Below are 20,824 nucleotides of genomic sequence, written 5' to 3' on the forward strand. Positions count from 1 at the left end.
TCGATGAAGCGGATGAGCCGGGCGGCTCGTCCATAGCATCTACAATGAAATCCATCCTCATTCCGCGCTCAAGATGGCTTCCCCTCGGCAGTTCATCAGAGCTAAATCAAACTAGCCCACATGTCCGGTCAAAAGGGGTACTCCAGTGATCTTGTCGTTTTGAAATTCCTCAACGAACTCATGCCAAACCTGCGCAGCCTTCTTCACGCTGCTCTTGGCGCCTGCTGTGCTGTGCATGATTGTGATGTCTGCCTGTGCACCAGTAACGAAGTGGGTTAGGTCTCAAAGCAGCAAGCCGATCCAGTTCTTATGGGTCTTCTTGAACGTCATGAATGCCGATAATGCGTTTAACTTCGGCTTTATCGTGTATGCTCCAGGAAGCCGGAACCAGTCTGCCGCCGCAATTCCTCAACGATGACCAAAACCTACCAAAGCACCGTCACGCCGTCAAGGATTATTTTCCTATCCATCGCATAAATCGTCACGGTACCGTCCAACACCTTGTTCTGCCGGAACATTCCTCGGACCCTTCCGTTGAGGCGACATCATCCCGTTTGCCCGGCGGCACCACGCCGCCTCACCTGCCCTCGAAAGCGAGCCGCCCGATGATCAATCGCCTCTCCGTCACGCCCGTTCGGTACCGCCCCGAGGTTGAGGATATCCAGCCGGACGAGCCGACGCTGGCAAAGTCGATCGCCGACACCATGCTGTCGATCTCGCAGGAAACCTATTCGAATTCCGCCCATGCCATCCGCTCGGTGCACGCCAAGAGCCACGGGCTGCTCGAAGCGCGGGTCGAGGTGCTGGACGACCTGCCGCCGGAACTTGCGCAGGGCCTGTTCGCCAGGCCCGGCACCTATGAAGCCATTATCCGCCTCTCCACGACGCCAGGCGATTTCCTGCATGACACGGTGTCGACGCCACGCGGCATGGCGCTGAAGATCCTCGACGTGGCAGGCGATCGCCTGCCCGGCTCGGAGGAATCGCGCAGCCAGGACTTCGTGATGGTCAATGCCAGGGAGTTCAATTCGCCGAGCGCCAGGGCGTTTCTCCTGAACCTGAAAGGACTTGCAGCCACCACTGATCGCCTCGAAGGCACCAAGGAAGTGCTGTCAAAAGTCTTCCGCGGCGTGGAAGCGACCTTGGAAAAAGTGGGGCTCGAGAGTGCCGCTCTGAAATCGCTCGGCGGCAATCCGCCGACCCATATCCTCGGCGAAAGCTTCTTTACCCAGCTGCCGTTGCGCTATGGCGACTACATCGCCAAGGTCGCCGTCGTGCCCGCCTCGCAAAACCTCAAGGCATTGGCCGGCGCCAAGCTCGACACCTCGAAGGACGGCGATGTCATCCGCCATGCGGTGGAAGAATTTTTCGAAGACGAGACGGCGGTCTGGAACCTGCAGGTGCAGCTTTGCACCGATCTTGATTCCATGCCGGTGGAAGGCGTCGATCCCTGGCCGGAAGAGAAAAGCCCCTTCGTCACCGTTGCCCGCATCACGGTCGAACCGCAGCAGGCGTGGTCGCAAGAGCGTGCCCGCCAGGTGGATGACGGTATGCATTTCAGCCCCTGGAACGGGCTAGCGGCCCACCAGCCGCTCGGCCAGATCATGCGGTTGAGAAAACAATCCTATGAGCGTTCCGCCGCCTTCCGCTCGCAGCGCAATCGCACACCGGTCACCGAACCGTTGCAATGCCCCTTCGGCCACGGTGGCCTCAAGCCCGGAATGCTCGACAAGACAGCCGAACCGCCCCCGCGCTTCCCGATCTGAGCGGCGGAGGCGAAGGCCTCCTCACGTGCCGCAAAATGTCTGCGTCACGCGCTCCTCGGCCTTCGGCGGCAGCATGTAATCGGCGAACTCCGGCCGCTCCTCGAAGGGCTTTTCCAGCGCCTGCAGCAGCCGCTCGAAGAAGCTCAGGTCGCCGTAGTTGGCGGCCGCAATCGCCTCCTGGATCCGGTGGTTGCGCGGAATGATCGCCGGGTTGACGCTCCGCATCGCCGCCGCCCGCGCCGCATCGCCCAGATCCTCCGCACCGAGCCGTTCGCGCCAGCGGCCAAGCCAGTCAGTCGCCTTGGCCGGATCCTTGAACGTCGAGACAAAAACTTCGTCTTTGCCCTCGGCCGCATCGGCCAGCCGCCGGAAGGCAAGCGTAAAGTCCGCCTCGCCTTCGTGCATTGCACCCAGCAGCGCCTGAACGAGCTCCCCGTCGCCTTCCGCTTCGCGCCCAAGCCCGATCTTGCGCCGGAACACAGCAAGCCAGGCCGCCTGGAAACGCTCGCTAAACGCCTTCAGCACGGCGTTGGCGCCTTCCACGGCCTTTTCCTCGTTTTCGTCCAACAGCGGCAACAGGCATTCGGCCAGCCGAGCGATGTTCCACTGGCCGATGCCCGGCTGGTTGCGATAGGCGTAACGCCCCATCTGGTCGATCGAAGAAAACACCTTCATCGCATCATATTCGTCGAGGAAGGCGCATGGACCAAAATCGATCGTCTCGCCGGACACTGTCATGTTGTCGGTGTTCATCACCCCGTGGATGAAACCGATGCCCATCCACTTGGCGATGAGATCAGCCTGCGCAAAGGCCACCGCCCGCAACAGTGCCAGGTAACGGTCGTCGCTGTCTTTCAGCTCGGGATAATGCCGCTCGATCACATAGTCGGCGAGCGTTCGCACGCCGTCGGTGTCACCGCGGGCGGCAAAGAACTGGAAGGTCCCGACCCGCACATGGCTTGCAGCCACGCGCACGAAAACCGCGCCCTGCTCGACATTTTCACGATACACCTGCTCGCCCGTCGCCACGGCGGCAAGCGCCCGCGTCGCCGGCACGCCGAGCGCGTGCATCGCTTCAGAAACGATATATTCCCGCAGAACCGGCCCGAGTGCAGCCCTTCCGTCGCCCCGGCGCGAAAACGGCGTCGGCCCGGCGCCTTTCAGCTGGATGTCGCGCCGCCGCCCAGCCTTGTCCACCACCTCGCCCAACAGGATCGCCCGGCCATCGCCCAGTTGCGGCACGAAATTGCCAAACTGGTGCCCGGCATAAGCCATGGCGATCGGCGAGGCACCGGCCGGCACGACGTTACCCGCCAGGATCGCCGCCAGCCGCACCGGGTCACTTTCATCAGCCTCGATGCCAAGCTCGTCGGCCAGGGCCGTGTTGAACTTCAGAAGCGTCGGCCCTTCCACCGGCTCCGGATAAACGGAAGCATAAAAATGCTCGGGCAGTCGGGTATAGGAATTGTCGAAACGAAACACGGAATTCTCCTTCGGCCCCAATATGGGGAAGCTCAAAAACCGAACAAGGCAGGCGCCTTTTCGTTGCGCCCTCTGCGGAAGCTGCCGCCACCGAAAAGCCCGCTCGACCCGGTCCGCTTACCCCTTGAAGGAGCCTCGCGAACATTGCCAGAGCAACCCGCTGTCCGCCCGCACCGCGATTTCAAGATCTTCCCGGATTACTTTTGCCTTTAATAATCAATGGGTTATACGGCAAGCGCAGATTTTTCAGGGTGTTGTATTTTAGTCATAGCCGAAGAACCTCGGCGCACTATCTATGCCTTCATGATCAACCCGGAGGGATACCCATGAAGGCTATTCTCATTCTTGCATCCGCGGCCGCCATGACCGCCTCTTCCGCTGTTTACGCCGCCGACGCGGTTGAAACCATCCCGGCCGCGCCCGAGGCGATCGAGACCGTTTCCGCATTCACCTGGTCGGGCCCTTACATCGGTCTGCACGGCGGTTACGCCTGGGGCAACGCTGATTCGACGCTTCTGCCGGGCGGTTCGGATGACTTCGACGGCGGCCGGTTCGGCGCCTTCGTTGGCTACAACTGGCAGTTCTCGAACGGCTTCGTCGCCGGTATCGAAGGTGACGTAAACTACGACTGGAACGAGAACACCTATGCCGGCGTCGATGCCGAATCCGGCTTCTCGGGCTCGGTTCGTGGCCGCGTCGGTTATGCCTTCGACCGCGCATTGCTGTTCGCAGCCGGTGGCTGGACGGCAACCAATGTCAGCGTCGATGGCGGTGGCGTGGATGATGACGATACGCTGCATGGCTGGACCATCGGCGGCGGTCTCGACTACGCCTTCACCGATAACGTCTTCGGTCGTGTCGAATATCGCTACAACGACTTCGGCAGCGGTGACATCGCCGGCACCGATGTCGATTTCGACCAGCACGTCGTGAACGTCGGCATTGCCGTGAAGTTCTAAATCTCCAGCGGCACGGCAACCTCCTCCGCCGTGTTTGCAAGACCGCCCGAAGCTTCGCTCCGGGCGGTTCTTTTTCTATCCCTTTGGCCGAAGCTTCGCTCCGGGCGGTTCTTTTTCTATCCCTTTGGCCGAAGCTTTATGCTCCGCGCGGTTCTCTAGACTAGCCAAAGCTTTGCTCCGGGGCGGCCCAAAGCTTCATGCTCCGGGCGCTCCAAACGGACTTTAGGCTGCGACCCTTTCCGGCGAATAACCGGCTTCGCGGATGGCGTCTTCTGCCTTCACCGCGTCACCTTCCACCGTCACCCGGTGGGCGCCGAGATCCACCGTCACCGGTGCACCCGGCAGCGCTTCTTCAAGCGCGCCGCGAACGGTCTTTTCGCAATGGCCGCAAGTCATGTCGGGCACATTGAAAATGGCTGGCATTGTTTTTCTCCTTGGTTGATGTGCGTGTTCGTCGGCAGCCGCGTCAGGCGATCTGCCTGGTTTCCGTTGAGCTTTGGGGCGCACCGGCACCCTCGCCTGCCAGGTCGTCGAGGATCGGGCAGCTCGGCCGGTCGTCGCCGCCGCAGCAATGCGCCAGGTGTTTCAGCGTCTTCACCATGCCCTGCATCTCGGCGATGCGCCGCTCCAGATCGCTGATATGCGCGGTCGCGACTTCCTTCACCGAGGCGCTGGTGCGGCTCTTGTCCTGCCAAAGCTTCAGCAGCGTTTCGGTCTCCTCCAGCGAAAAGCCCAGCGAGCGCGCCCGCTTGATGAAGCGCAGCACATGCACCTCCTCCTCGCCATAAACGCGGTAGTTGTTGCCGGTCCGGCCCATCGGCCGGATCAGGCCGATCTCCTCGTAATAGCGGATCATCTTGGCCGATACGCCGGATGCGGCGGATGCTTCACCGATATTCATCGCGTTTCTCCAATCCTTGCCGTCTTCAGCCGCAGTGCGTTACCGAGCACGAAGACGCTCGAAAGCGCCATGGCGCCCGCCCCGATCATCGGCGACAGCAGCCAGCCGAAGGCGGGGTACAGAACCCCTGCCGCCACCGGCACCAGCGCCACGTTGTAGCCGAAGGCCCAGAACAGGTTCTGCTTGATGTTCTTCATCACGGCCCGGCTCATGCCGATCGCCGAGACAACGCCCGTCAACTCGCCCCCAACCAGAACAACGTCGGCGCTTTCAATGGCGATATCCGTCCCGGTGCCGATCGCAATGCCGATATCCGCCTCGGCCAGCGCCGGCGCATCGTTGATGCCGTCGCCGACAAAGGCGAGCCGGCGGCCAGCTTGGCGCAGTTCGTGGATCGCCTTCACCTTGCCTTCCGGCAGAACCTCGGCCACGACTTTGTCGATGCCGACCTGGCGCGCGACGGCCTCGGCGGTGCGGCGGTTGTCGCCGGTCACCATCACCACGTCCACGCCCATGTCCTCAAGCGCCTTGATCGCCTCGCGGCTCGACGCTTTGACCGGATCAGCCACGGCCAACACACCGGCCAGGCGGCCATCCACCGCAGCATAGATGGGTGTCTTGCCCTCGTCTCCAAGGCTTGCGGCAACATCAGCGAACTGACCAACGGACAGCCCGAGCTTTTCCATGAAGCGGTCGGCACCGACCGAAACCTGCCGCCCGTCGACCTCCGCCTCGATGCCGTAGCCGGTCACCGACTGGAAGTTCTTCGCCTGCGGCAGGGTGAGCCGGCGCGCCTCGGCGCCCTTGACGATCGCTTCGGCAATCGGATGTTCCGACTGCGCCTCGACACTTGCAACAAGCGCCAGCACCTCGTCCTCACCGAAACCGTCTGCCGCCTGCAGATCGGTCAGTTCCGGACGCCCTTTGGTGACGGTTCCGGTCTTGTCGACCACGACGGTCGAAATGGTCTTCAGCTCCTGCAGCGCCTCGCCCCTGCGAAACAGCACGCCGAGTTCGGCCGCACGCCCACCGCCAACGACGATTGAGGTCGGCACCGCAAGTCCCATGGCACAGGGGCAGGCAATGATGAGCACCGCCACCGCATTCACCAGCGCATGCGTCAGCGCCGGTTCCGGCCCGACAAGGTACCAGACGGCAAAGGTAAGCACGGACAGCAGGATCACCGCCGGCACGAACCAGGCCGTCACCTGGTCGACAAGCGTCTGGATCGGCAGTTTAGAACCCTGTGCCTGCTCCACCATGCGGATGATGTTCGCCAGCATCGTATCGCGGCCAACCTTGTCCGCCCGGAACCGGAAGGAGCCGGTCCTGTTGATCGTGCCGCCGATGACGGTGCTGCCCGCGGTCTTTTCGACCGGCAGCGGCTCGCCGGAGATCATCGATTCATCGACATTCGAGGCACCATCCAGCACCGTGCCGTCCACCGGCACCCGCTCGCCCGGACGAATGACGACCACGTCACCAGCCACCACCTGGCCGGCCGGGATATCCAGCACTTTTCCGTCGCGCTCGACGCGTGCGGTCTTGGCCTGCAGGCCAGCCAGCTTCTCGATCGCCTCGCCCGTCTTGCCCGTTGCCCGGGCTTCAAGCAGCCGCCCGAACAGGATCAACGTGACAATTACGGTCGCCGCCTCGTAATAAACGAAGCGGCCACTTTCCGGCAGCAGGCCGGGCGCAAACGTCGTCACCAGCGAATAGCCATAGGCCGCCAGCACGCCGATCGCGACCAGCGAATTCATCTCCGGCGCGCCGCGCAGAAGGGCCGGGATGCCGTGCTTCAGAAAGGGCAGGCCGGGCCCGAAGATCACCGCGGTCGCCAGCAGGAAGTAGAGGTAATAGAGGTTCTGCGCGTCGATCACGACCATCAGCCAGTGGTGGAACGGCTCATAGGCATGGCCGGTCATTTCCAGCACGAAAAGCGGCAGCGTCAGCACCAGCGCAATCGCCAGGTCGCGCTTCAGCTTGCCCTCCTCGCCGCGATGCATCTGCATGTGGTCATGCCCGCCGGCATGGCTCTCATGGCTCCCGTGGCTCGCATGGCTGGCATGGGTCGCATGATCCGCGTGAGCGCTTGCGTCTCCACGCCCGTGCTCGTGACCGTGCCCATGGCCGTGGCCGTGGTGCCGATGCACATCCTCCGGCCCAAACGTCGCCAGGCCCGCCTCGCGCATCGCATGCTGCATGGCGCCAGCGGGGATCTCATAGCCCACCTTGCGGATCGCCTTCTCCAGCTCCCCCGGCGAAAAGCCCTCGGCGGATTCGATCGACAGCTTCTTGGTCGCGAAGTTGACGGCGCTCTTGTCGACGCCGGCCACCTTGGCAGCGGCATTTTCCACCCGGCGCACGCAGGATGCACAGGTCATGCCTTCGACAGGGATGGTTAAGGGCTCTGCTTTATGGATCGGCTTGACAGTCTGGTTCATGGCAGGAATCTCGCTTTCCTGCCTTATGTGGGGCTTCCCATCATGGGAAGGTCAAGAGGCAATCAAGGATTTTTGCCACCATCCCCCGGGACCGACAGGCCGGAGAGCAGCAGCACGAGTTCTGCCTGCCGTGTCGTGCCGGTCTTCTGCATGATCCGTTTCAGGTGCGAGCGCGCCGTCTGGATCGAGATGCCGAGATTGGCGGCCACCGTTTCCGGCGTCTGCGCCAGCGCGATGCCACGCGCCACGCGGGCTTCCGCCGGCGTCAGGTCGAACAGGCCGCAGAGCACGCGCATGTCGGGCGGGCCGACTTCGCCCACGGTCGTCACCGCCAGGATCGCCATCGAGCGGGAGAAGATGTCGCGCGCCGCGCGGCGAACCGGAAGGAGATGCAGGATCAGCGCCGGCTCCCCGTCACGCGAGGCGATCGGCAGGGATTGCACCGTCGGCACGGCTTGGGCCTTGTAGCGGCGGATCGCATCATCCAGCAGCGCGCTGGCACCCGGCGCTTCCAGCACGATCTTGTCGCCCGCGCCGGTTCGGATGCGCGGTGAAAGCGCTTCCATCTGGTTGTTCATTGCAATCGAGCGACCGGTGTCGCCGATGACGGCGGCCGGAACGCCGACCATCGACAGCGCGTCGGCCATCGAGCGGGCTTCGCGGAAACCGAGCTGCGAGGCCATGTAGGCGGCACGCGCGAGGTCCGGCTTCAAGAGGTTCAGCTTGGCGAGCTGTTCATCGGTGAAGTGGCCGCGCCCCTTGGCATGCATCAGGATGATCGCGATCATGTGACCGCTCGGCTCTTGGAAAACGCAGCCGGCCTCCCATTCGATGCCATTCGGATGAAGGAAGAGCGGCGCGAGCTGGTCCTCGCGAAATTCCTTCTCGGTCAAGACGTCGATGTCGCGGGCGAAAACAAAGGGACTGCGCTCAAGCGCCCGCAAGGCGCGTGTATTGTTCTGGGCGTGCGGGCTCGCGGCAAACTTGGCATAGGCTTCGGCGACATTCGGCGTCGTCACGAAGCGGTGGTTGCCATAGGTATCGACCGTGAAGATGGAGGCGCAGTCGGCCTGGGCTTCCGCCGCAAGCTTTTCGCAGGTCTGCGTCCAGAGTTCTGGAACAAGAGCCGCTTCGTAGAGACTATCAGCAAAGTTTTCGTCTGACTTCATGCGTCGCGCCAGGACCTAAGGGGGAGAGCACGCCTCTTAGGCTCGTTATAGCCGGGCGTATACCCGCAAATCTACTGGGTAAACCACGGCTTTTGACGCAGATTTGTCAGATTCTAGCGTTGTTCGCCCACATGCAGCGGCCAGTCTACGAGATAGTCTTCGAAATCTTCCACCGCGACGTCCGTTTCACTCACTGTGCGGCCCTGGGCCGAGATGCCGGCCTCGTGCACCGTCTGCGGGTCGCCCGAGACGAGCGGGTGCCACCAGTAGAGATCCTCGCCATCGCGGATGAGGCGGTAACCGCAGGTCGGCGGCAGCCAGCTGATGTCGTTCACCGTTTCCGGCGTCAGCTGGATGCAGTCCGGCACGGTGGCCTGGCGGTTTTCGTAGTCCTTGCAGCGACAGCTCGTGCCGTCCAAGAGCCGACAGGCGACCGACGTGAAGACCACCTCGCCCGTGTCCCAGTCTTCCAGCTTGTTGAGGCAGCACAGGCCGCAGCCGTCGCAGAGGCTTTCCCATTCCGCCTGGTTGAACTCGTCCAGCCGCTTGGTTTTCCAGAACGGCTCGTCGGCCGCCGGCTCGGCTATGATATTTGCGGCAGAATGGAACAAATCCTCGGCCTCGTCCTTTTACTCTGTTGCGATTTCGCTATCGCGCATAAACCTTTTGTCAGCTAATGCTGAATAACGGTGAGACGCTATTGCCTTTGATCCCTGCACGGGATGGCGTCAAGCGTATCTCATCAAAGGGTGGGGATTTTTGGGCGGGGACGACAAGGTGCAGGACGAGCCAAAACCATCCAACGACATGCCTTCCAAGGACATGCCACCCGCGCCGAAACGCAAGCGGCATATCCTGCTGCGCATCGACTCGTGGATCGACTCCACCGTCTGGAATCTCGGCTTCAAGCTTGGCGAGATCTGGGAAGAGATCACCATCTTCTTCCGGCGTTTCCGCGTGCGCGGCTGGAAGAAGCTCGGCTTCGAGATTGCCGGCGAGGCCATGACGCTCGGCACCGCCGGTTTCGTGCTGCTTCTGGCGCTCGCCCAGCCGGCGTTCGAGGAAACCAAGGAAGACTGGCGCAACCGCGGCGACTTTGCCGTGACCTTCCTGGACCGCTACGGCAATCCGATCGGCCACCGTGGCATCATCCATGAGGATTCTGTTCCGGTCGACCAGTTGCCGGACCACCTGATCAAGGCGGTGCTGGCCACCGAAGACCGGCGCTTCTTCGACCATTTCGGCATCGACTTCTTCGGCCTCGCGCGCGCCATGACGGAGAATGCCAAGGCGGGCGGCGTCGTCCAGGGCGGCTCGACGCTGACCCAGCAGCTTGCCAAGAACCTGTTCCTCACCAACGAACGGTCGATCGAACGCAAGATCAAGGAAGCCTTCCTGGCGCTGTGGCTGGAAGCCAACCTTTCCAAGAAGGAAATCCTCTCGCATTACCTCGACCGCGCCTATATGGGCGCCGGCACCTTTGGCGCTGCAGCGGCAGCCCAGTTCTATTTCGGCAAGAACATCACCGAGGTGACGCTGGCGGAATCGGCCATGCTTGCCGGCCTTTTCAAGGCACCGGCGAAATATGCGCCGCATGTGAACCTGCCGGCTGCCCGCTCGCGCGCCAATGAAGTGCTCTCCAACCTCGTGCAGAGCGGCATGATGACCGAAGGCCAGGTGATCGGCGCACGCCGCAACCCGGCTTCCGTCATCGACCGCGCCGACGTCAAGGCGCCGGACTTCTTCCTCGACTGGGCCTTCGACGAGGTGCAGCGGCTGCATGCGCGGGGCAAGCTCAAGGAGCGCTCGGTTATCGTGCGCACCACGATCGACACCGCCCTGCAGCAGGTGGCGGAAGCCGCGATGGAATCGAGCCTGCGCGAGTATGGCGAGAGCTACCGCGTCAAGCAGGGCGCCATGGTGGTGATCGAAAGCGGCGGTGCGGTGCGCGCCATGGTCGGTGGTCGCGACTACGGCGAAAGCCAGTTCAACCGCGCGACCAAGGCGCTGCGGCAGCCGGGCTCCTCCTTCAAGCTCTATACCTATGCGGCGGCCATGGAAGCCGGGATGAAGCCCGAGACGACCATTTCCGATGCGCCGATCACCTGGAACGGCTGGTCGCCACAAAACTACGGCCGCTCCTACAAGGGCAAGGTGACGCTGATGTCGGCGATGCAGCAGTCGCTGAACACCGTTCCCGTGCGGCTCGCCAAGGAAAACCTCGGCACCGACGTGATCGTCCAGACGGCCAAGGCGTTTGGCGTTGAAACACCGCTGCGCAAGGACAAGACGATCCCGCTCGGCACCTCGGAAGTCACCGTGCTCGACCAGACGACGGCCTATGCCGTGATGCCGGCCGGCGGCATGCAGTCACGCCGCCACGGCATCGAGCAGGTGCTGGGTTACAACGGCAAGGTGTTCTACGACTTCAACCGGGACGAGCCACCGGCGAAGCGCGTTCTGTCCGAACAGGCCATGGTTTCGATGAACCGCATCCTGTCGACGATCCCCTACCAGGGCACGGCACGGCGCGCGGCGCTGGATGGCGGCATCGTCACCGGCGGCAAGACCGGCACCTCGCAGAGCTATCGCGACGCCTGGTTCATCGGCTTTACCGGCAATTACACGGCCGGCGTCTGGTTCGGCAACGACGACTTCACCTCGATGAACAACATGACAGGCGGTTCGCTGCCGGCCATGACCTTCAAGACGGTGATGGACTATGCCCACCAGGGCATCGAGCTGAAACCGATCCCGGGCATCGAAAACCCGCTGCCGACCGGCAACCGGAAGGGAACCGAAGTCGCCAAGAAGGGCGAAGACGGCAAGGCCGCACCGCAGGCCTTCACCCGCCCGCGCACGCTTTCGGCCGATTCCACCCGCGTCCTGAAGCAGATCGCCGAGAGCCTGAAATCCGCATCGGCTATTCCCGCGGCCCCTGCCCGCGTCGCGGAAGCAGAGGCGCCGGTGGTTTCGCCGGCCGTCGCACCGGGCAAGCCGGAAGCCATCTTCAAGCCAATCAGCCTGGATGTACGGCGGTAGCCGTCATGCGGCGCGTGGCGCGATCCGCTCCAGCTGTTCGCCGAGCTCCCGGCGCCGCTGCATGAGGTCGTAATCTGCCTGCAGGCCAAGGAAGAAGCCTTCGGACATGCCGAAATACCGCGCCAGCCGCAGATCCGTATCGGCCGTGATTGCGCGCTTACCCATGACGATCTCGTTGATGCGGCGCGGCGGCACGTCGATGGCGCGGGCCAGGGCATTCTGGCTGAGAGCGAGCGGCTTCAGGAATTCCTCAAGCAGGATTTCGCCCGGATGCGGGTTCGGCAACTGATCGTTGTCAGGCATGGTAGTCGACGATTTCGACATCGGCGGGGCCTCCACAGATAAGGGTACAGTATACGGCAATCACCGCGAGTTTGTCCGTCACCCATTTCCCCTCGGCGAAATCAGTGCTAACCCTCTGACGCGTCTGATCCGAAAGCCAAAGCTGCCAGTGTTTCGTGTTCCTCTTCTTATCGCCATCGCGCTGACGATCGCCTTCGGCGGCGGAATCTGGTCCACACTGGTGGCGCTCGATGCGACCGTCGGCTTCGGCGCGATCAAGCTTGGTCCATGGGAAGCCTTTCCGCAGGCGCAGACCGCAAGTGCCGACCCTTATGCCAAGGCACACCGGGCGAACGCCGGCAAGCTGCTTTACGCCAGCGCCGAAGGGCTTACATTCACCGCAGCAACGGATGAAAGCGGCGCGCGGCTGAGCGGCGACTGTTCCTACCGCATGTCGGGCCATACGCCCCCTGCCCGCCTCTGGACTCTGTTCACGACGCTGCCGGACGGACGGCGGCCGACATCGAACGCCGATCTTCCTTCGGCGCTCAACTCACGCACCGTTTTGCGTGACGCAGAGGGTGCCTTCGATATCATAATTTCGCCGACTGCGACGCCCGGCAACTGGCTCGCGGTTCCGGCCCGTGGTCCTTTCCGGCTGACGCTGACGCTGCTCGACACTCCGACCGCCGGCAGTTCCGGCCTCATCGACCTCTCGATGCCGCGCATCGAGAAGATCGGGTGCGGCAATGTCTAGGTTCGCGCTCCAGCTGATCCTCGCGGTCGTCGTCGGCCTCATCGGTGCTGCGCTCCTGCACCTCATCATCGTGCTGCTGCTGCCGGAGTTCAGCGAGAAGGACGCCTATACCCGCGTGCTCGCCAAGGGCGAGATGCACCGCTTCTACCAGCTTGGATCCGTTGCTGACCGCACGGGGCTTGGCATGGACGACCCTTACCTGCCGGTTGCGGTCTGCGCGTATGACATTTCGGAAGGGCCGGTGCGGCTTGCGGCGGCCAACAACGGACTGCCGTTCTGGTCGCTTGCCGTGTTCGATGCTTCCTCGAACGAGATCTTCAGCATCAACGACCGGACTTCTGCCGGCGGCGTGCTGAACGTGGTGATTGCAACGCCGGTGCAACTGACGGCGCTGCGCCGTTCGCTTCCGGAGCCTGTGTCACAATCGATCATGGTCGAAACCACGGCGGCACAGGGTTATGTCGTGCTGCGGAGCCTCGCGCCCCAGCCAAGCTACGAGGATCTCGCGTCGCAGTTCCTGAGCGAGGCAAGCTGCGCGCCCTTCGAGTGGCGCTCCAGAAGCCGTTTCTGATCGCAGGAACTACTCCGCCGCGACCGCCTGGTTTTCCGGCCGGCTGTTCAGCCAGTCGCCATATCGTTCGTAGCGCACCCCGGTAAACAGCAGGACCTGCGCGGACGGCTTGTCCTCGCCAATGCGGATCTCCGGCTTGCGCGCGGCGTGTTCGCTGCGCCATTTGTTCAAAATTACGATCTCTGCCATGCTCGCCTCCGCTAGGAATTCGAGACGGATGAAGACGGATCGATCTCACCCTGCCCAAACCGATGGGCTGGCGCTTCCGGTTTCCCGGCATCCGCGCCTTTCTCGTCTGTGCGCCTCCTCCGAGGCGCAGGGACATTTCCATTTCGCCGGCTCATTTCCACCGACAGGATCAAGGAGCAGGACCATCCGGCCCCTCGAGCAAGCTCGGCCGAAGCAGAACCAGTTACCGCAGATTCAGCCAGAGCATGGTTAACAGCCGATTAACGCTAATGTAGCAGTTGCCAACCATGCATGTCTGGGATCCGAAGCGTAAAACGCAGGCCCTGGCCTTTGGTTCACGGGCCTTTGGTTCACGGGCCTTGCGGTCACAATGCTGTTCCCGTCCCAGCCTGTGGACGGCAGCACCGACAGACGTATCAATACGATGCATTTTCACCGACCGTTAACCGTCGAACGGTTAGCATCCGGTTAAACCAGCGCGTTCCGTTTTGCGACGACATCCACGCTCGCCTGATGGTGCGACGCCGCCGGGAGTTTCCCAGGAAAGGTACGATGACGCGGCGGGCATGTGTGCGCCCTCCATCAGTGTCGTCGCACCATCCGATTTGTATTGCGTAGGATGCGGGTAAGCCCTGTGAACAATGAGTTTCGAGAGCTGGAGAGGCCTCAGGCCGTGCGTAAAAAGGATGTGGTGCTGATGGCCACGGTGACGAGTTTCGAGAGCCTGCCGCATCCCTCGCGGTCGGAACTCCGACAGTTCGCCGAGCTCTTCACGCCGCTCTTTACCGCCTCATCCGAGGAAGCACGTCGCGAGGCGGTCGCCGCGCTGTCGCAATGCCCGAACGTGCCACCTGCCGTTGCCTTCTTCATTGCCAGCCAGCCGATCGCCATTGCGGCCCCCTTCCTGATCTCTTCGCACTGCCTCAGCGACGACACGCTGATTGCGATTGCCCGCACGCAAGGCGAGGCGCATGCACGCGCGATCGTGCGCCGCGAGGCGCTGTCGCCACGGGTCATCGACGCGCTGGTTGGCCTGCGGCACGACCGCGGCATCAAGCCGGATGCCGACCCCGCCCCCGCCTCACCCCAGCCGGCGGAAAACGCCTCGAGCGAGGCCGAGCGGGTGGCACGCGAAGAGGACATGCGCAAGCGGCTGCGGATGCTGGCCGGCCACATCACCCGCCCGGCAAGCGACAGGCTCGGGCTGCGCAGCCTTTCGGCCGTGCAGCAGGCGCTGTTGGTGCGCTTTGCCCGCAACCGGGAAAACGGGCTTTTTGCCTCGGTGCTGGCGGATGCGCTTTCGGCGAGCCGCTGGCTGTCCGAGCGAATCATGCTCGACATTTCCGGCCAGCAGCTGGCGACGACGCTCAAGGGCCTTGGCATGGACACGGAGGATGCGCTGTTCATCCTGCAGCGGATCTATGACCACCTGTCGGGGACGGAGGCTGGGATGAGCCGCGCCGAACGGCTCTGGAACCGGCTGGACGAAGACCAGTGCGGGCAGCGGGTGGAAGCCTGGCGGCGCGCCGACAGCTATACCTATTCGGAGCCCGTGGCCGCACCGCCGGCCGAGGCGGGCTCAGCCCAGCAGGACATCGAGGAAACCGCAGCACCCCTGCGCACCACCGCAAGCGTTCGGCAGCCCGGCCGCTACAGCATTCGCCGCAGCGCCTGACGGCAATCTCAGCCGTCTGGCTCGACGACCTCGAAGAGGTCGGCAACGTCGTCGATCTCCAGTTCCACCAGCCATAGATCCGGATCGAACTTCAGTTCGCGCGCCAGCAGATCAGCGATCTCGTGCGCTTCGACGTGCTCAGCCCTCACCTCGAACTTGCGGCTGCCCTCGTCCTCGCCAAAGAAGCTCTGCGGTGCGGGCGCGTAAAGCGTTTCCAGTCCATCGCGGAACCGTTGGCGGATGAAGATGGCGCCGGCGGACTCGGCGCCCTTGTGTTCCACGGCAGCAAACCCGCCGAGCCCGAAGACGCGGCGGACAAGGGCGGAAACGAACATATCGGTCTTGAGGCGCATGCGACCCTCATAGGGTGGCGCAGCGCGCAGCGCAAACGGAATGCGTTCGGCGGGTCGTGGCTAGAGGGCGCCGATCGATTTCAGCTTCTTCAGCACCAGTTCGTCCGGCTCGCCGGTTTCCGGCAGGCGGTAGTGCTTCTGGAAACGCCGGATGGCGGCCTTCGTCTGGCTGCCGGCGACGCCATCCACCTGCACATCGGCATAGGCGATGTTGGAGAGGCCGCGCTGGATCTGCAGCACCAATGACGTCGCTTGCGCTTCATTGCGAGGCGCGACGGGAAGCCGCTGTGCCGGCGTCTGCGACACCGGCACGACGTTGCGCGCCGGGTTGGAGCCTGTGGCGTTGGGAATATCGGCCGGCGGCACGGTGAAGGGCTTGCGTTCGGCGGAGCGAATGGCCGCGGCAATCGGGTCTTCGCCGCGCGGTTTTTCCTGTGCCGGTTTGGGCGGCTGCGGCTTCGTGACCGACCTTGCCGTCTCGACGTGAGCCGGGGCTGGCGCCGGCTTCGGCATCGGTGCCGGCAGCGGCACGGCATGCTCGGGCATTGGCTGCGCCAGTTGCGGACGCTGCGCCGGCACTTCGGCGGGAATCAGATCCTCGACCTGCAGTTCTGCCGGTTCCGGAACCTGCGGCCGGATAACAGTCGTCGTTTCGTTCGGTGTCTCTGCCGACGTGGCGCGCTCGATCCTGAAGGTCGTCACGTCATCGGGTGCGACGCGGCGCATCGGTCGATAACCGGCAACACGATTCGGATCCTGGGCGTCACGCGTGGCGAGGAAGGGCGATGGATGGCCGCCCGGCTGGTACCACAAGGCGTTGGCTGCAACGAAACTGAAGACGACGCCAAAGGCGGCAATACCGAACAATGGCTTTGGATGGCGCGCAGCAGCCCGTGCCGCACCGGCGGCAAGGCTTGCCAGAAGACCGGGTTCGCGTTTGGCGTTCTTTTTCCGGTCAGGCGATTTTCGCTTGCGCGCGGCCATTGCAATTATCCTGTTCGCCCATCATGGCGGTCTGCCTTGGCGCTTTCAGCCGCGGCGGGAATTCCACTCTTTCTTCACGGGGCTGATCCCCGTCGTTTGCAACGCCCGACCCGTCCGCGGGAAGCGTCACGGTGACAACCGTCCCCTCGCCCGGCCGGCTTTCGATATCAAAGCTGCCGCCATGCAGTGCCACCAGGCCCTTGACCAGCGAGAGGCCGAGCCCCGTGCCCTCGTAAGCGCGGGTGAGCGCGTTTTCGACCTGCATGAAGGGCTGGCCGATCAGCAGCAGCTTTTCCGGTGCGATGCCGATGCCGGTATCGCTGACCGAGATGACGAGGTTGTCACCGGACAATATGGCGTCAATCGAGACGACGCCACCGGCGCCGGTGAATTTGATGGCGTTATTCGCAAGGTTTATCAGGATCTGCTGAACGGCGCGGCGGTCGGCCACGACTTCGCCGAGGCCCCGTGCGGTGCGGCTCGTGAGCGTGATGCCCTTTTCGCGGGCGGACAGATCCAGCATGGCGCGGCAGGCTTCCATCGCCTCGCCGATGACGAAGGGTTCTGCCAGCAGCTCGTAACGGCCGGCCTCGATCTTCGACATGTCGAGCATGGTGTTGACGACCGAGAGCAGATGCGCGCCCGACTGGCGGATCAGCCCGACATATTCGCGCTGGCGATCATTGGCGAGCTTGCCAAAATATTCGCCGGCGAGCACGTCGGAGAAACCGAGGATGGCGTTGAGCGGCGTGCGCAGCTCGTGGCTGACGGCCGCAAGGAAACGTGACTTCGCTTCATTGGCCGAATGGGCTTCGGCCATGTGGGCGGCAGCCTCGGCGCGAAGCTCCTCGTCCTCGGAAAGGTCGCGCGCCTGGGCAAACACGGAAGACAGATCACCGGCATCATCGCGGATCGCCGTCATGTCGAGGCGAATCAGCATGAACTGGCGGCCGGAGACCGACAGCGGACGTTCGATGCGGATATCGGCGCAGGCGCTGTCGGCACCCTGGCGCAAAGCGTCAAAGGCCTGGACCAGCGCTATGCGGTCCGAAACGTGGGCGAGTTCGGCGAGCGGCTCGCCGGTCGAATCGGCAAGCTTCACCGGAAAGGCATGTGCATCACGGCCGCCGGTTTTCAGCACGTCGCCATGCGGATCGAGCATCAGCGCCAGACCCGGGCATGCGGCAAAGATCCGCTCGTCGATCTGCGGTGCTGCCGCTTGCGCGGGTTCGCGTTTCAGGAGCGCAAACAGGGTCGCGACGGACAGAAGAAACAACGAAAAGACGAGAGCGACGCCAACTGGAAGCGCAAGCGCCGGCTTCATGACCAGCGTCAGCATGGCCGGCACGACCACAAGCGCCCCGGCCACGCCAAAGGCCAGGCGTCTGACCAGCGCGACATCGCCGAGGCGCACCGTTTCGCCGTCGCCAATGCTGGCAAGCCAGCGGACAGCGGCCGCGTCGACCAGCTGAACCACCCGACCGGCAATGTTACCCAATACGCGCACGCAATACCCTGGAACAAACTCGTTTCTTGGCGCAGACAATAGGTCTCCGCCGCTTAAGGAATGGATAAAAGATAGCGAGTCGCAAAGGCTCAAAAGCCGCCAAATCCCCCTTTGGGACATTCTCGGCGAAGCTTCTCGGCTTGTGGTTAACGGCAGGTAAGCGACGGATTTGCTTGCATTTTTCCTTTTGTGTTAACTTTTGTGGCAACCGACTCCCGTGCAAAGCCCGGTGTCCACGGCCCTGCCGCCGCAATTATGCTTAACAGCTGCGGCAGAACGTCGGGGCGAGGCTGCAATCTTGCCTGTGCCAGATCGGGATCATTCAAATTCGAGATAAATTTGCGGAAAATTCGAGCAGCGGCTTCAAAGCCAAATTTGCTTCTGAGACGTTACACCTCGCTCCAAGACCGGGAGAGACCGGCGCACGCCCCGCAAGATGATCGCGGGAAAGACAGGTGGGTAGAACATGTGGTTTCTGATCAAGGGAACGTTCTGGTTTGCAGCCGTGCTGGTGGTGCTGTCCTATTTCAGCAGCAACCCGGTAAGCGATGATCGTGGCGCCTCGCCGCTCGAAGTCGCCGGCGCCCTGTCGGCTGCGACCGAAGCCTACCACTATGTCAGCGCGCTCTGCAGCGAGAAGCCCGAGGTCTGCGAAAAGGGCAGCGAAACCTTCTCCGCACTCGGCGTGCGAGCCAAGGAAGGCGCGCTGGTTGCCTTCCAGTTGCTCGACCAGCAGTTCGGTAGCGGCAAGAAGGCTGCCAGCACGCCGCTGATGAGCGATCCGGAGCCGACGCCATTCCCCGGCCAGGAAGCCGCCACCGCGGAGCCTGATGCGATTTCGACCGGAACGGTGCCTGTGCCGCAGAAGCGCCCCGCCCACTGATCCATCCCGAAATTCTTCAAGCTTGCGCCGGATACCTGATATCCCTTTGTCCGGCGCGGGACACTGCCTGCTTGCCTATCAGCATCTGCTGGCGCCGTGAGGACGAAGGTCTTCACGGCGATTTTTTTGCTTTGATCCTGCCGGTGAGCACCTATATGGAGCAGCAACACCCGGAGTTCCTATGGCCAGCATCGAGCAGATCATCGACGATTTTGCATTCCTCGACGAATGGGAAGATCGCTACCGCTATGTGATCGAACTTGGGAAGGCGCTCCCGGACCTTCCCGAGGAGAAGAAGACGGCGGAATACAAGGTGCAGGGCTGCGCGAGCCAGGTGTGGCTGGTGAGCCATGTTGAAGACCAGAGCAGCGACCCGGTGATGACCTTCGAAGGTGATTCCGACGCGCATATCGTGCGCGGGCTGGTGGCGATCGTGCTTGCCGTTTATTCCGGCAAACATGCTTCCGAGATTGCCGGTACCGATGCGATCGAGATCTTCGACCGGATCGGCCTGGTAGAACACCTGTCATCGCAGCGTGCCAATGGCCTGCGTTCGATGGTAAAGCGCATCCGCGGCGAAGCAAGCCTGCGCGCCGCGGCTTAACGACCCCTCCTCAACTCTCGATCGTCGGGCGAAAGTCGTCCGTGCCCCAATGGTGGCTGCGCCGGGGCCCCTGGCTGACCGGTGGCGCATAATGGCGCGCCAACGCCAGAAGTGCGGTGCGCAACATCAGCTTGGCGGAGCGCGCCGGCCATTGCCGCTCACGCTCCACCGTTTCCAGCCCCTTGGAAAAGCAGCAGACATCGACCGCGACACCGGCAAGCTCCGGTCCCATCGCTTCCACCGCGCGGGTAAAACGGCTTCGGGCTGCCAGCGCACTGTCGGCGATCTCCGCCTGACCGCCAGCACCTCCCCTGGAGCGCGAAGCAAGCCGCGGCTCCCAGGAGGCCGTGACGCGCGGCTGCATCTGCCCGCGGGTGAAATCCGACAACAGCCGCTCGCCCGCATCCACCGCCTCGACCGGCACGAAGGCCCTACCATCGCGATCCTTCATCCGGGCAACGGCGCCGAGCGGCGATTCCTGCAGGTTGCGACGCACCGGCTGGCGCTGGCCCTCGACATCGGCCGTGGAAACCTGGACCTCGCGATGCTGGTCGCCAAAGGCCTCCTCTCCTTCCGCCAGCGCCCGGCGGAGGAAGGCGGAAGCCGAGCTGCTGGCTGTGATCGTGTTGCCGCTCCTTACGGCAAGGCCGAGCGACACGGCCTCGTTGACCATCGCCTGTTCGTGGATCCGCTCCTCGCCATCGCGCAGCAGCCGCAACATGCCGCCTTCCGCCGGCTCGATGGTGCAGGCGCCGCGGGCCAGTTGTCGGACGAGCCGCAGCAATTGTCGCCGGGCGCTGGTGGGCTGCAGTTTCCGGGTCATGCGCTTAGTCATGGCTTGCCACCTCCGGAATGCTGAAGATTGCCGTCACAAGGCGTTCGACGGTGGAGATGAAGTCGTCAAAGGCGAGGTCGTCGCGCCGGTCTTCCACCACATGGCAGGCATGGCTCACCGTGCTGCGGTCACGGCCGAGCGCTTCGCCGATATCGCTCATGGAGATGCCGAGCGCGACATGGCAGACATACATGGCGATCTGGCGCACCTGGCACGTAAAGCGGCGACGGTCGCGGCGGAGACTCACCCGATCGCCCAGCAGGCAGATCAGCTCGGCCACCATCTGGCGCACGAGGCGGCAGGCAATGCGGATCGGGAGGCTTGCCGGCAGGCGCGGGCCCGGCATGGCCAGAACCCGCGCGGGTGGAGGAAAATACGGATCCGGGGAAATCTGGAAGGGCATGAACAACTCCTCATCAAA

The 20,824-nt window shown here is 63.2% G+C and carries 21 protein-coding genes; 8 read left to right on the forward strand and 13 right to left on the reverse strand.

The window, feature by feature from the left end; all coding sequences use genetic code 11:
• Positions 1 to 605 precede the first annotated feature (605 nt).
• A complete protein-coding gene (locus M0654_RS10625) occupies positions 606 to 1,766 on the forward strand; it encodes a catalase family protein (protein ID WP_248683075.1) in 1,161 nt (386 codons plus the stop codon).
• Between the two features lie 21 nt (positions 1,767 to 1,787).
• Here M0654_RS10625 and M0654_RS10630 read toward each other — a convergent pair whose 3' ends face one another.
• Positions 1,788 to 3,248: a protein adenylyltransferase SelO gene (locus M0654_RS10630; protein ID WP_248683076.1), complete on the reverse strand. Its 1,461-nt coding sequence runs from the start codon at positions 3,246 to 3,248 to the stop codon at positions 1,788 to 1,790.
• Positions 3,249 to 3,574: 326 nt separating this feature from the next.
• On the opposite strand from M0654_RS10630, the gene M0654_RS10635 reads away from it, so the two are divergent.
• Positions 3,575 to 4,207, forward strand: a complete 633-nt coding sequence (locus M0654_RS10635) for an outer membrane protein (RefSeq protein WP_248683077.1) — start codon at positions 3,575 to 3,577, stop codon at positions 4,205 to 4,207.
• A gap of 222 nt (positions 4,208 to 4,429) precedes the next feature.
• Here the strand turns inward: M0654_RS10635 and M0654_RS10640 are convergent, their stop codons facing one another.
• The 5 genes from M0654_RS10640 to M0654_RS10660 form a co-directional block, all read right to left on the reverse strand.
• Positions 4,430 to 4,630, reverse strand: coding sequence for a heavy-metal-associated domain-containing protein (locus M0654_RS10640; protein ID WP_248683078.1), 201 nt, complete (start codon positions 4,628 to 4,630; stop codon positions 4,430 to 4,432).
• A gap of 43 nt (positions 4,631 to 4,673) precedes the next feature.
• The gene (gene cueR / locus M0654_RS10645; protein WP_248683079.1) at positions 4,674 to 5,108 is read right to left on the reverse strand and encodes a Cu(I)-responsive transcriptional regulator; all 435 of its coding nucleotides are present in this window, start codon (positions 5,106 to 5,108) and stop codon (positions 4,674 to 4,676) included.
• Positions 5,105 to 7,552, reverse strand: a complete 2,448-nt coding sequence (locus tag M0654_RS10650; protein WP_248683080.1) for a heavy metal translocating P-type ATPase — start codon at positions 7,550 to 7,552, stop codon at positions 5,105 to 5,107. The genes cueR and M0654_RS10650 overlap by 4 nt, the downstream gene beginning before the upstream one ends.
• A gap of 62 nt (positions 7,553 to 7,614) precedes the next feature.
• The gene (locus tag M0654_RS10655; protein WP_248683081.1) at positions 7,615 to 8,721 is read right to left on the reverse strand and encodes a helix-turn-helix transcriptional regulator; all 1,107 of its coding nucleotides are present in this window, start codon (positions 8,719 to 8,721) and stop codon (positions 7,615 to 7,617) included.
• A 113-nt stretch (positions 8,722 to 8,834) separates the two neighbouring features.
• Positions 8,835 to 9,332 (reverse strand): YcgN family cysteine cluster protein, encoded by a 498-nt coding sequence (locus M0654_RS10660; protein WP_245450399.1) that lies wholly within the window; start codon positions 9,330 to 9,332, stop codon positions 8,835 to 8,837.
• Positions 9,333 to 9,528: 196 nt separating this feature from the next.
• Between M0654_RS10660 and M0654_RS10665 the strand changes: the two genes are divergently transcribed.
• Positions 9,529 to 11,763 carry a transglycosylase domain-containing protein gene (locus tag M0654_RS10665; RefSeq protein ID WP_248683346.1) on the forward strand — a complete coding sequence of 745 codons (2,235 nt, stop codon included), beginning with the start codon at positions 9,529 to 9,531 and terminating at the stop codon, positions 11,761 to 11,763.
• A gap of 3 nt (positions 11,764 to 11,766) precedes the next feature.
• On the opposite strand, the gene M0654_RS10670 is transcribed toward M0654_RS10665, so the two are convergent.
• Positions 11,767 to 12,087 (reverse strand): HigA family addiction module antitoxin, encoded by a 321-nt coding sequence (locus M0654_RS10670; protein ID WP_248683082.1) that lies wholly within the window; start codon positions 12,085 to 12,087, stop codon positions 11,767 to 11,769.
• Between the two features lie 127 nt (positions 12,088 to 12,214).
• Between M0654_RS10670 and M0654_RS10675 the strand changes: the two genes are divergently transcribed.
• Positions 12,215 to 12,802, forward strand: coding sequence for a DUF1214 domain-containing protein (locus tag M0654_RS10675; protein ID WP_248683083.1), 588 nt, complete (start codon positions 12,215 to 12,217; stop codon positions 12,800 to 12,802).
• Entirely contained in the window at positions 12,795 to 13,373 is a 579-nt protein-coding gene (locus M0654_RS10680) for a DUF1254 domain-containing protein (protein WP_248683084.1), read from the forward strand. The genes M0654_RS10675 and M0654_RS10680 overlap by 8 nt, the downstream gene beginning before the upstream one ends.
• A gap of 9 nt (positions 13,374 to 13,382) precedes the next feature.
• Here the strand turns inward: M0654_RS10680 and M0654_RS10685 are convergent, their stop codons facing one another.
• On the reverse strand, positions 13,383 to 13,562 hold the full coding sequence (locus M0654_RS10685) for a hypothetical protein (RefSeq protein WP_248683085.1): 180 nt from the start codon (positions 13,560 to 13,562) through the stop codon (positions 13,383 to 13,385).
• Between the two features lie 634 nt (positions 13,563 to 14,196).
• Here M0654_RS10685 and M0654_RS10690 point away from each other — a divergent pair.
• Positions 14,197 to 15,237 carry a DUF2336 domain-containing protein gene (locus tag M0654_RS10690; protein WP_248683086.1) on the forward strand — a complete coding sequence of 347 codons (1,041 nt, stop codon included), beginning with the start codon at positions 14,197 to 14,199 and terminating at the stop codon, positions 15,235 to 15,237.
• An 8-nt stretch (positions 15,238 to 15,245) separates the two neighbouring features.
• Here the strand turns inward: M0654_RS10690 and M0654_RS10695 are convergent, their stop codons facing one another.
• Genes M0654_RS10695 through M0654_RS10705 form a run of 3 tightly spaced genes read right to left on the reverse strand, consistent with a single transcriptional unit; the run spans position 15,246 to position 18,081 of the window.
• Positions 15,246 to 15,590 (reverse strand): DUF1491 family protein, encoded by a 345-nt coding sequence (locus M0654_RS10695; RefSeq protein ID WP_248683087.1) that lies wholly within the window; start codon positions 15,588 to 15,590, stop codon positions 15,246 to 15,248.
• 60 nt (positions 15,591 to 15,650) lie between these two features.
• Complete coding sequence (locus M0654_RS10700) at positions 15,651 to 16,574, reverse strand: peptidoglycan-binding domain-containing protein (protein ID WP_248683088.1); 924 nt, start codon at positions 16,572 to 16,574, stop codon at positions 15,651 to 15,653.
• On the reverse strand, positions 16,546 to 18,081 hold the full coding sequence (locus M0654_RS10705; RefSeq protein WP_248683089.1) for a sensor histidine kinase: 1,536 nt from the start codon (positions 18,079 to 18,081) through the stop codon (positions 16,546 to 16,548). Before M0654_RS10705 ends, M0654_RS10700 begins: the two co-directional genes overlap by 29 nt.
• Before the next feature lie 466 nt (positions 18,082 to 18,547).
• Here M0654_RS10705 and M0654_RS10710 point away from each other — a divergent pair, with 466 nt between their 5' ends.
• Positions 18,548 to 18,964 carry a DUF5330 domain-containing protein gene (locus M0654_RS10710; RefSeq protein ID WP_118849009.1) on the forward strand — a complete coding sequence of 139 codons (417 nt, stop codon included), beginning with the start codon at positions 18,548 to 18,550 and terminating at the stop codon, positions 18,962 to 18,964.
• Positions 18,965 to 19,145: 181 nt separating this feature from the next.
• Positions 19,146 to 19,568, forward strand: a complete 423-nt coding sequence (locus M0654_RS10715; RefSeq protein ID WP_118849008.1) for a SufE family protein — start codon at positions 19,146 to 19,148, stop codon at positions 19,566 to 19,568.
• Between the two features lie 10 nt (positions 19,569 to 19,578).
• Here the strand turns inward: M0654_RS10715 and M0654_RS10720 are convergent, their stop codons facing one another.
• Both M0654_RS10720 and M0654_RS10725 read right to left on the reverse strand, forming a co-directional pair.
• Positions 19,579 to 20,403 carry a DUF6456 domain-containing protein gene (locus M0654_RS10720; RefSeq protein ID WP_248683090.1) on the reverse strand — a complete coding sequence of 275 codons (825 nt, stop codon included), beginning with the start codon at positions 20,401 to 20,403 and terminating at the stop codon, positions 19,579 to 19,581.
• The gene (locus M0654_RS10725; protein ID WP_390919998.1) at positions 20,396 to 20,806 is read right to left on the reverse strand and encodes a helix-turn-helix domain-containing protein; all 411 of its coding nucleotides are present in this window, start codon (positions 20,804 to 20,806) and stop codon (positions 20,396 to 20,398) included. The genes M0654_RS10720 and M0654_RS10725 overlap by 8 nt, the downstream gene beginning before the upstream one ends.
• Positions 20,807 to 20,824 lie beyond the last annotated feature (18 nt).

This window comes from Neorhizobium turbinariae, from assembly GCF_023223505.1.
Lineage (GTDB): Bacteria > Pseudomonadota > Alphaproteobacteria > Rhizobiales > Rhizobiaceae > Neorhizobium > Neorhizobium turbinariae.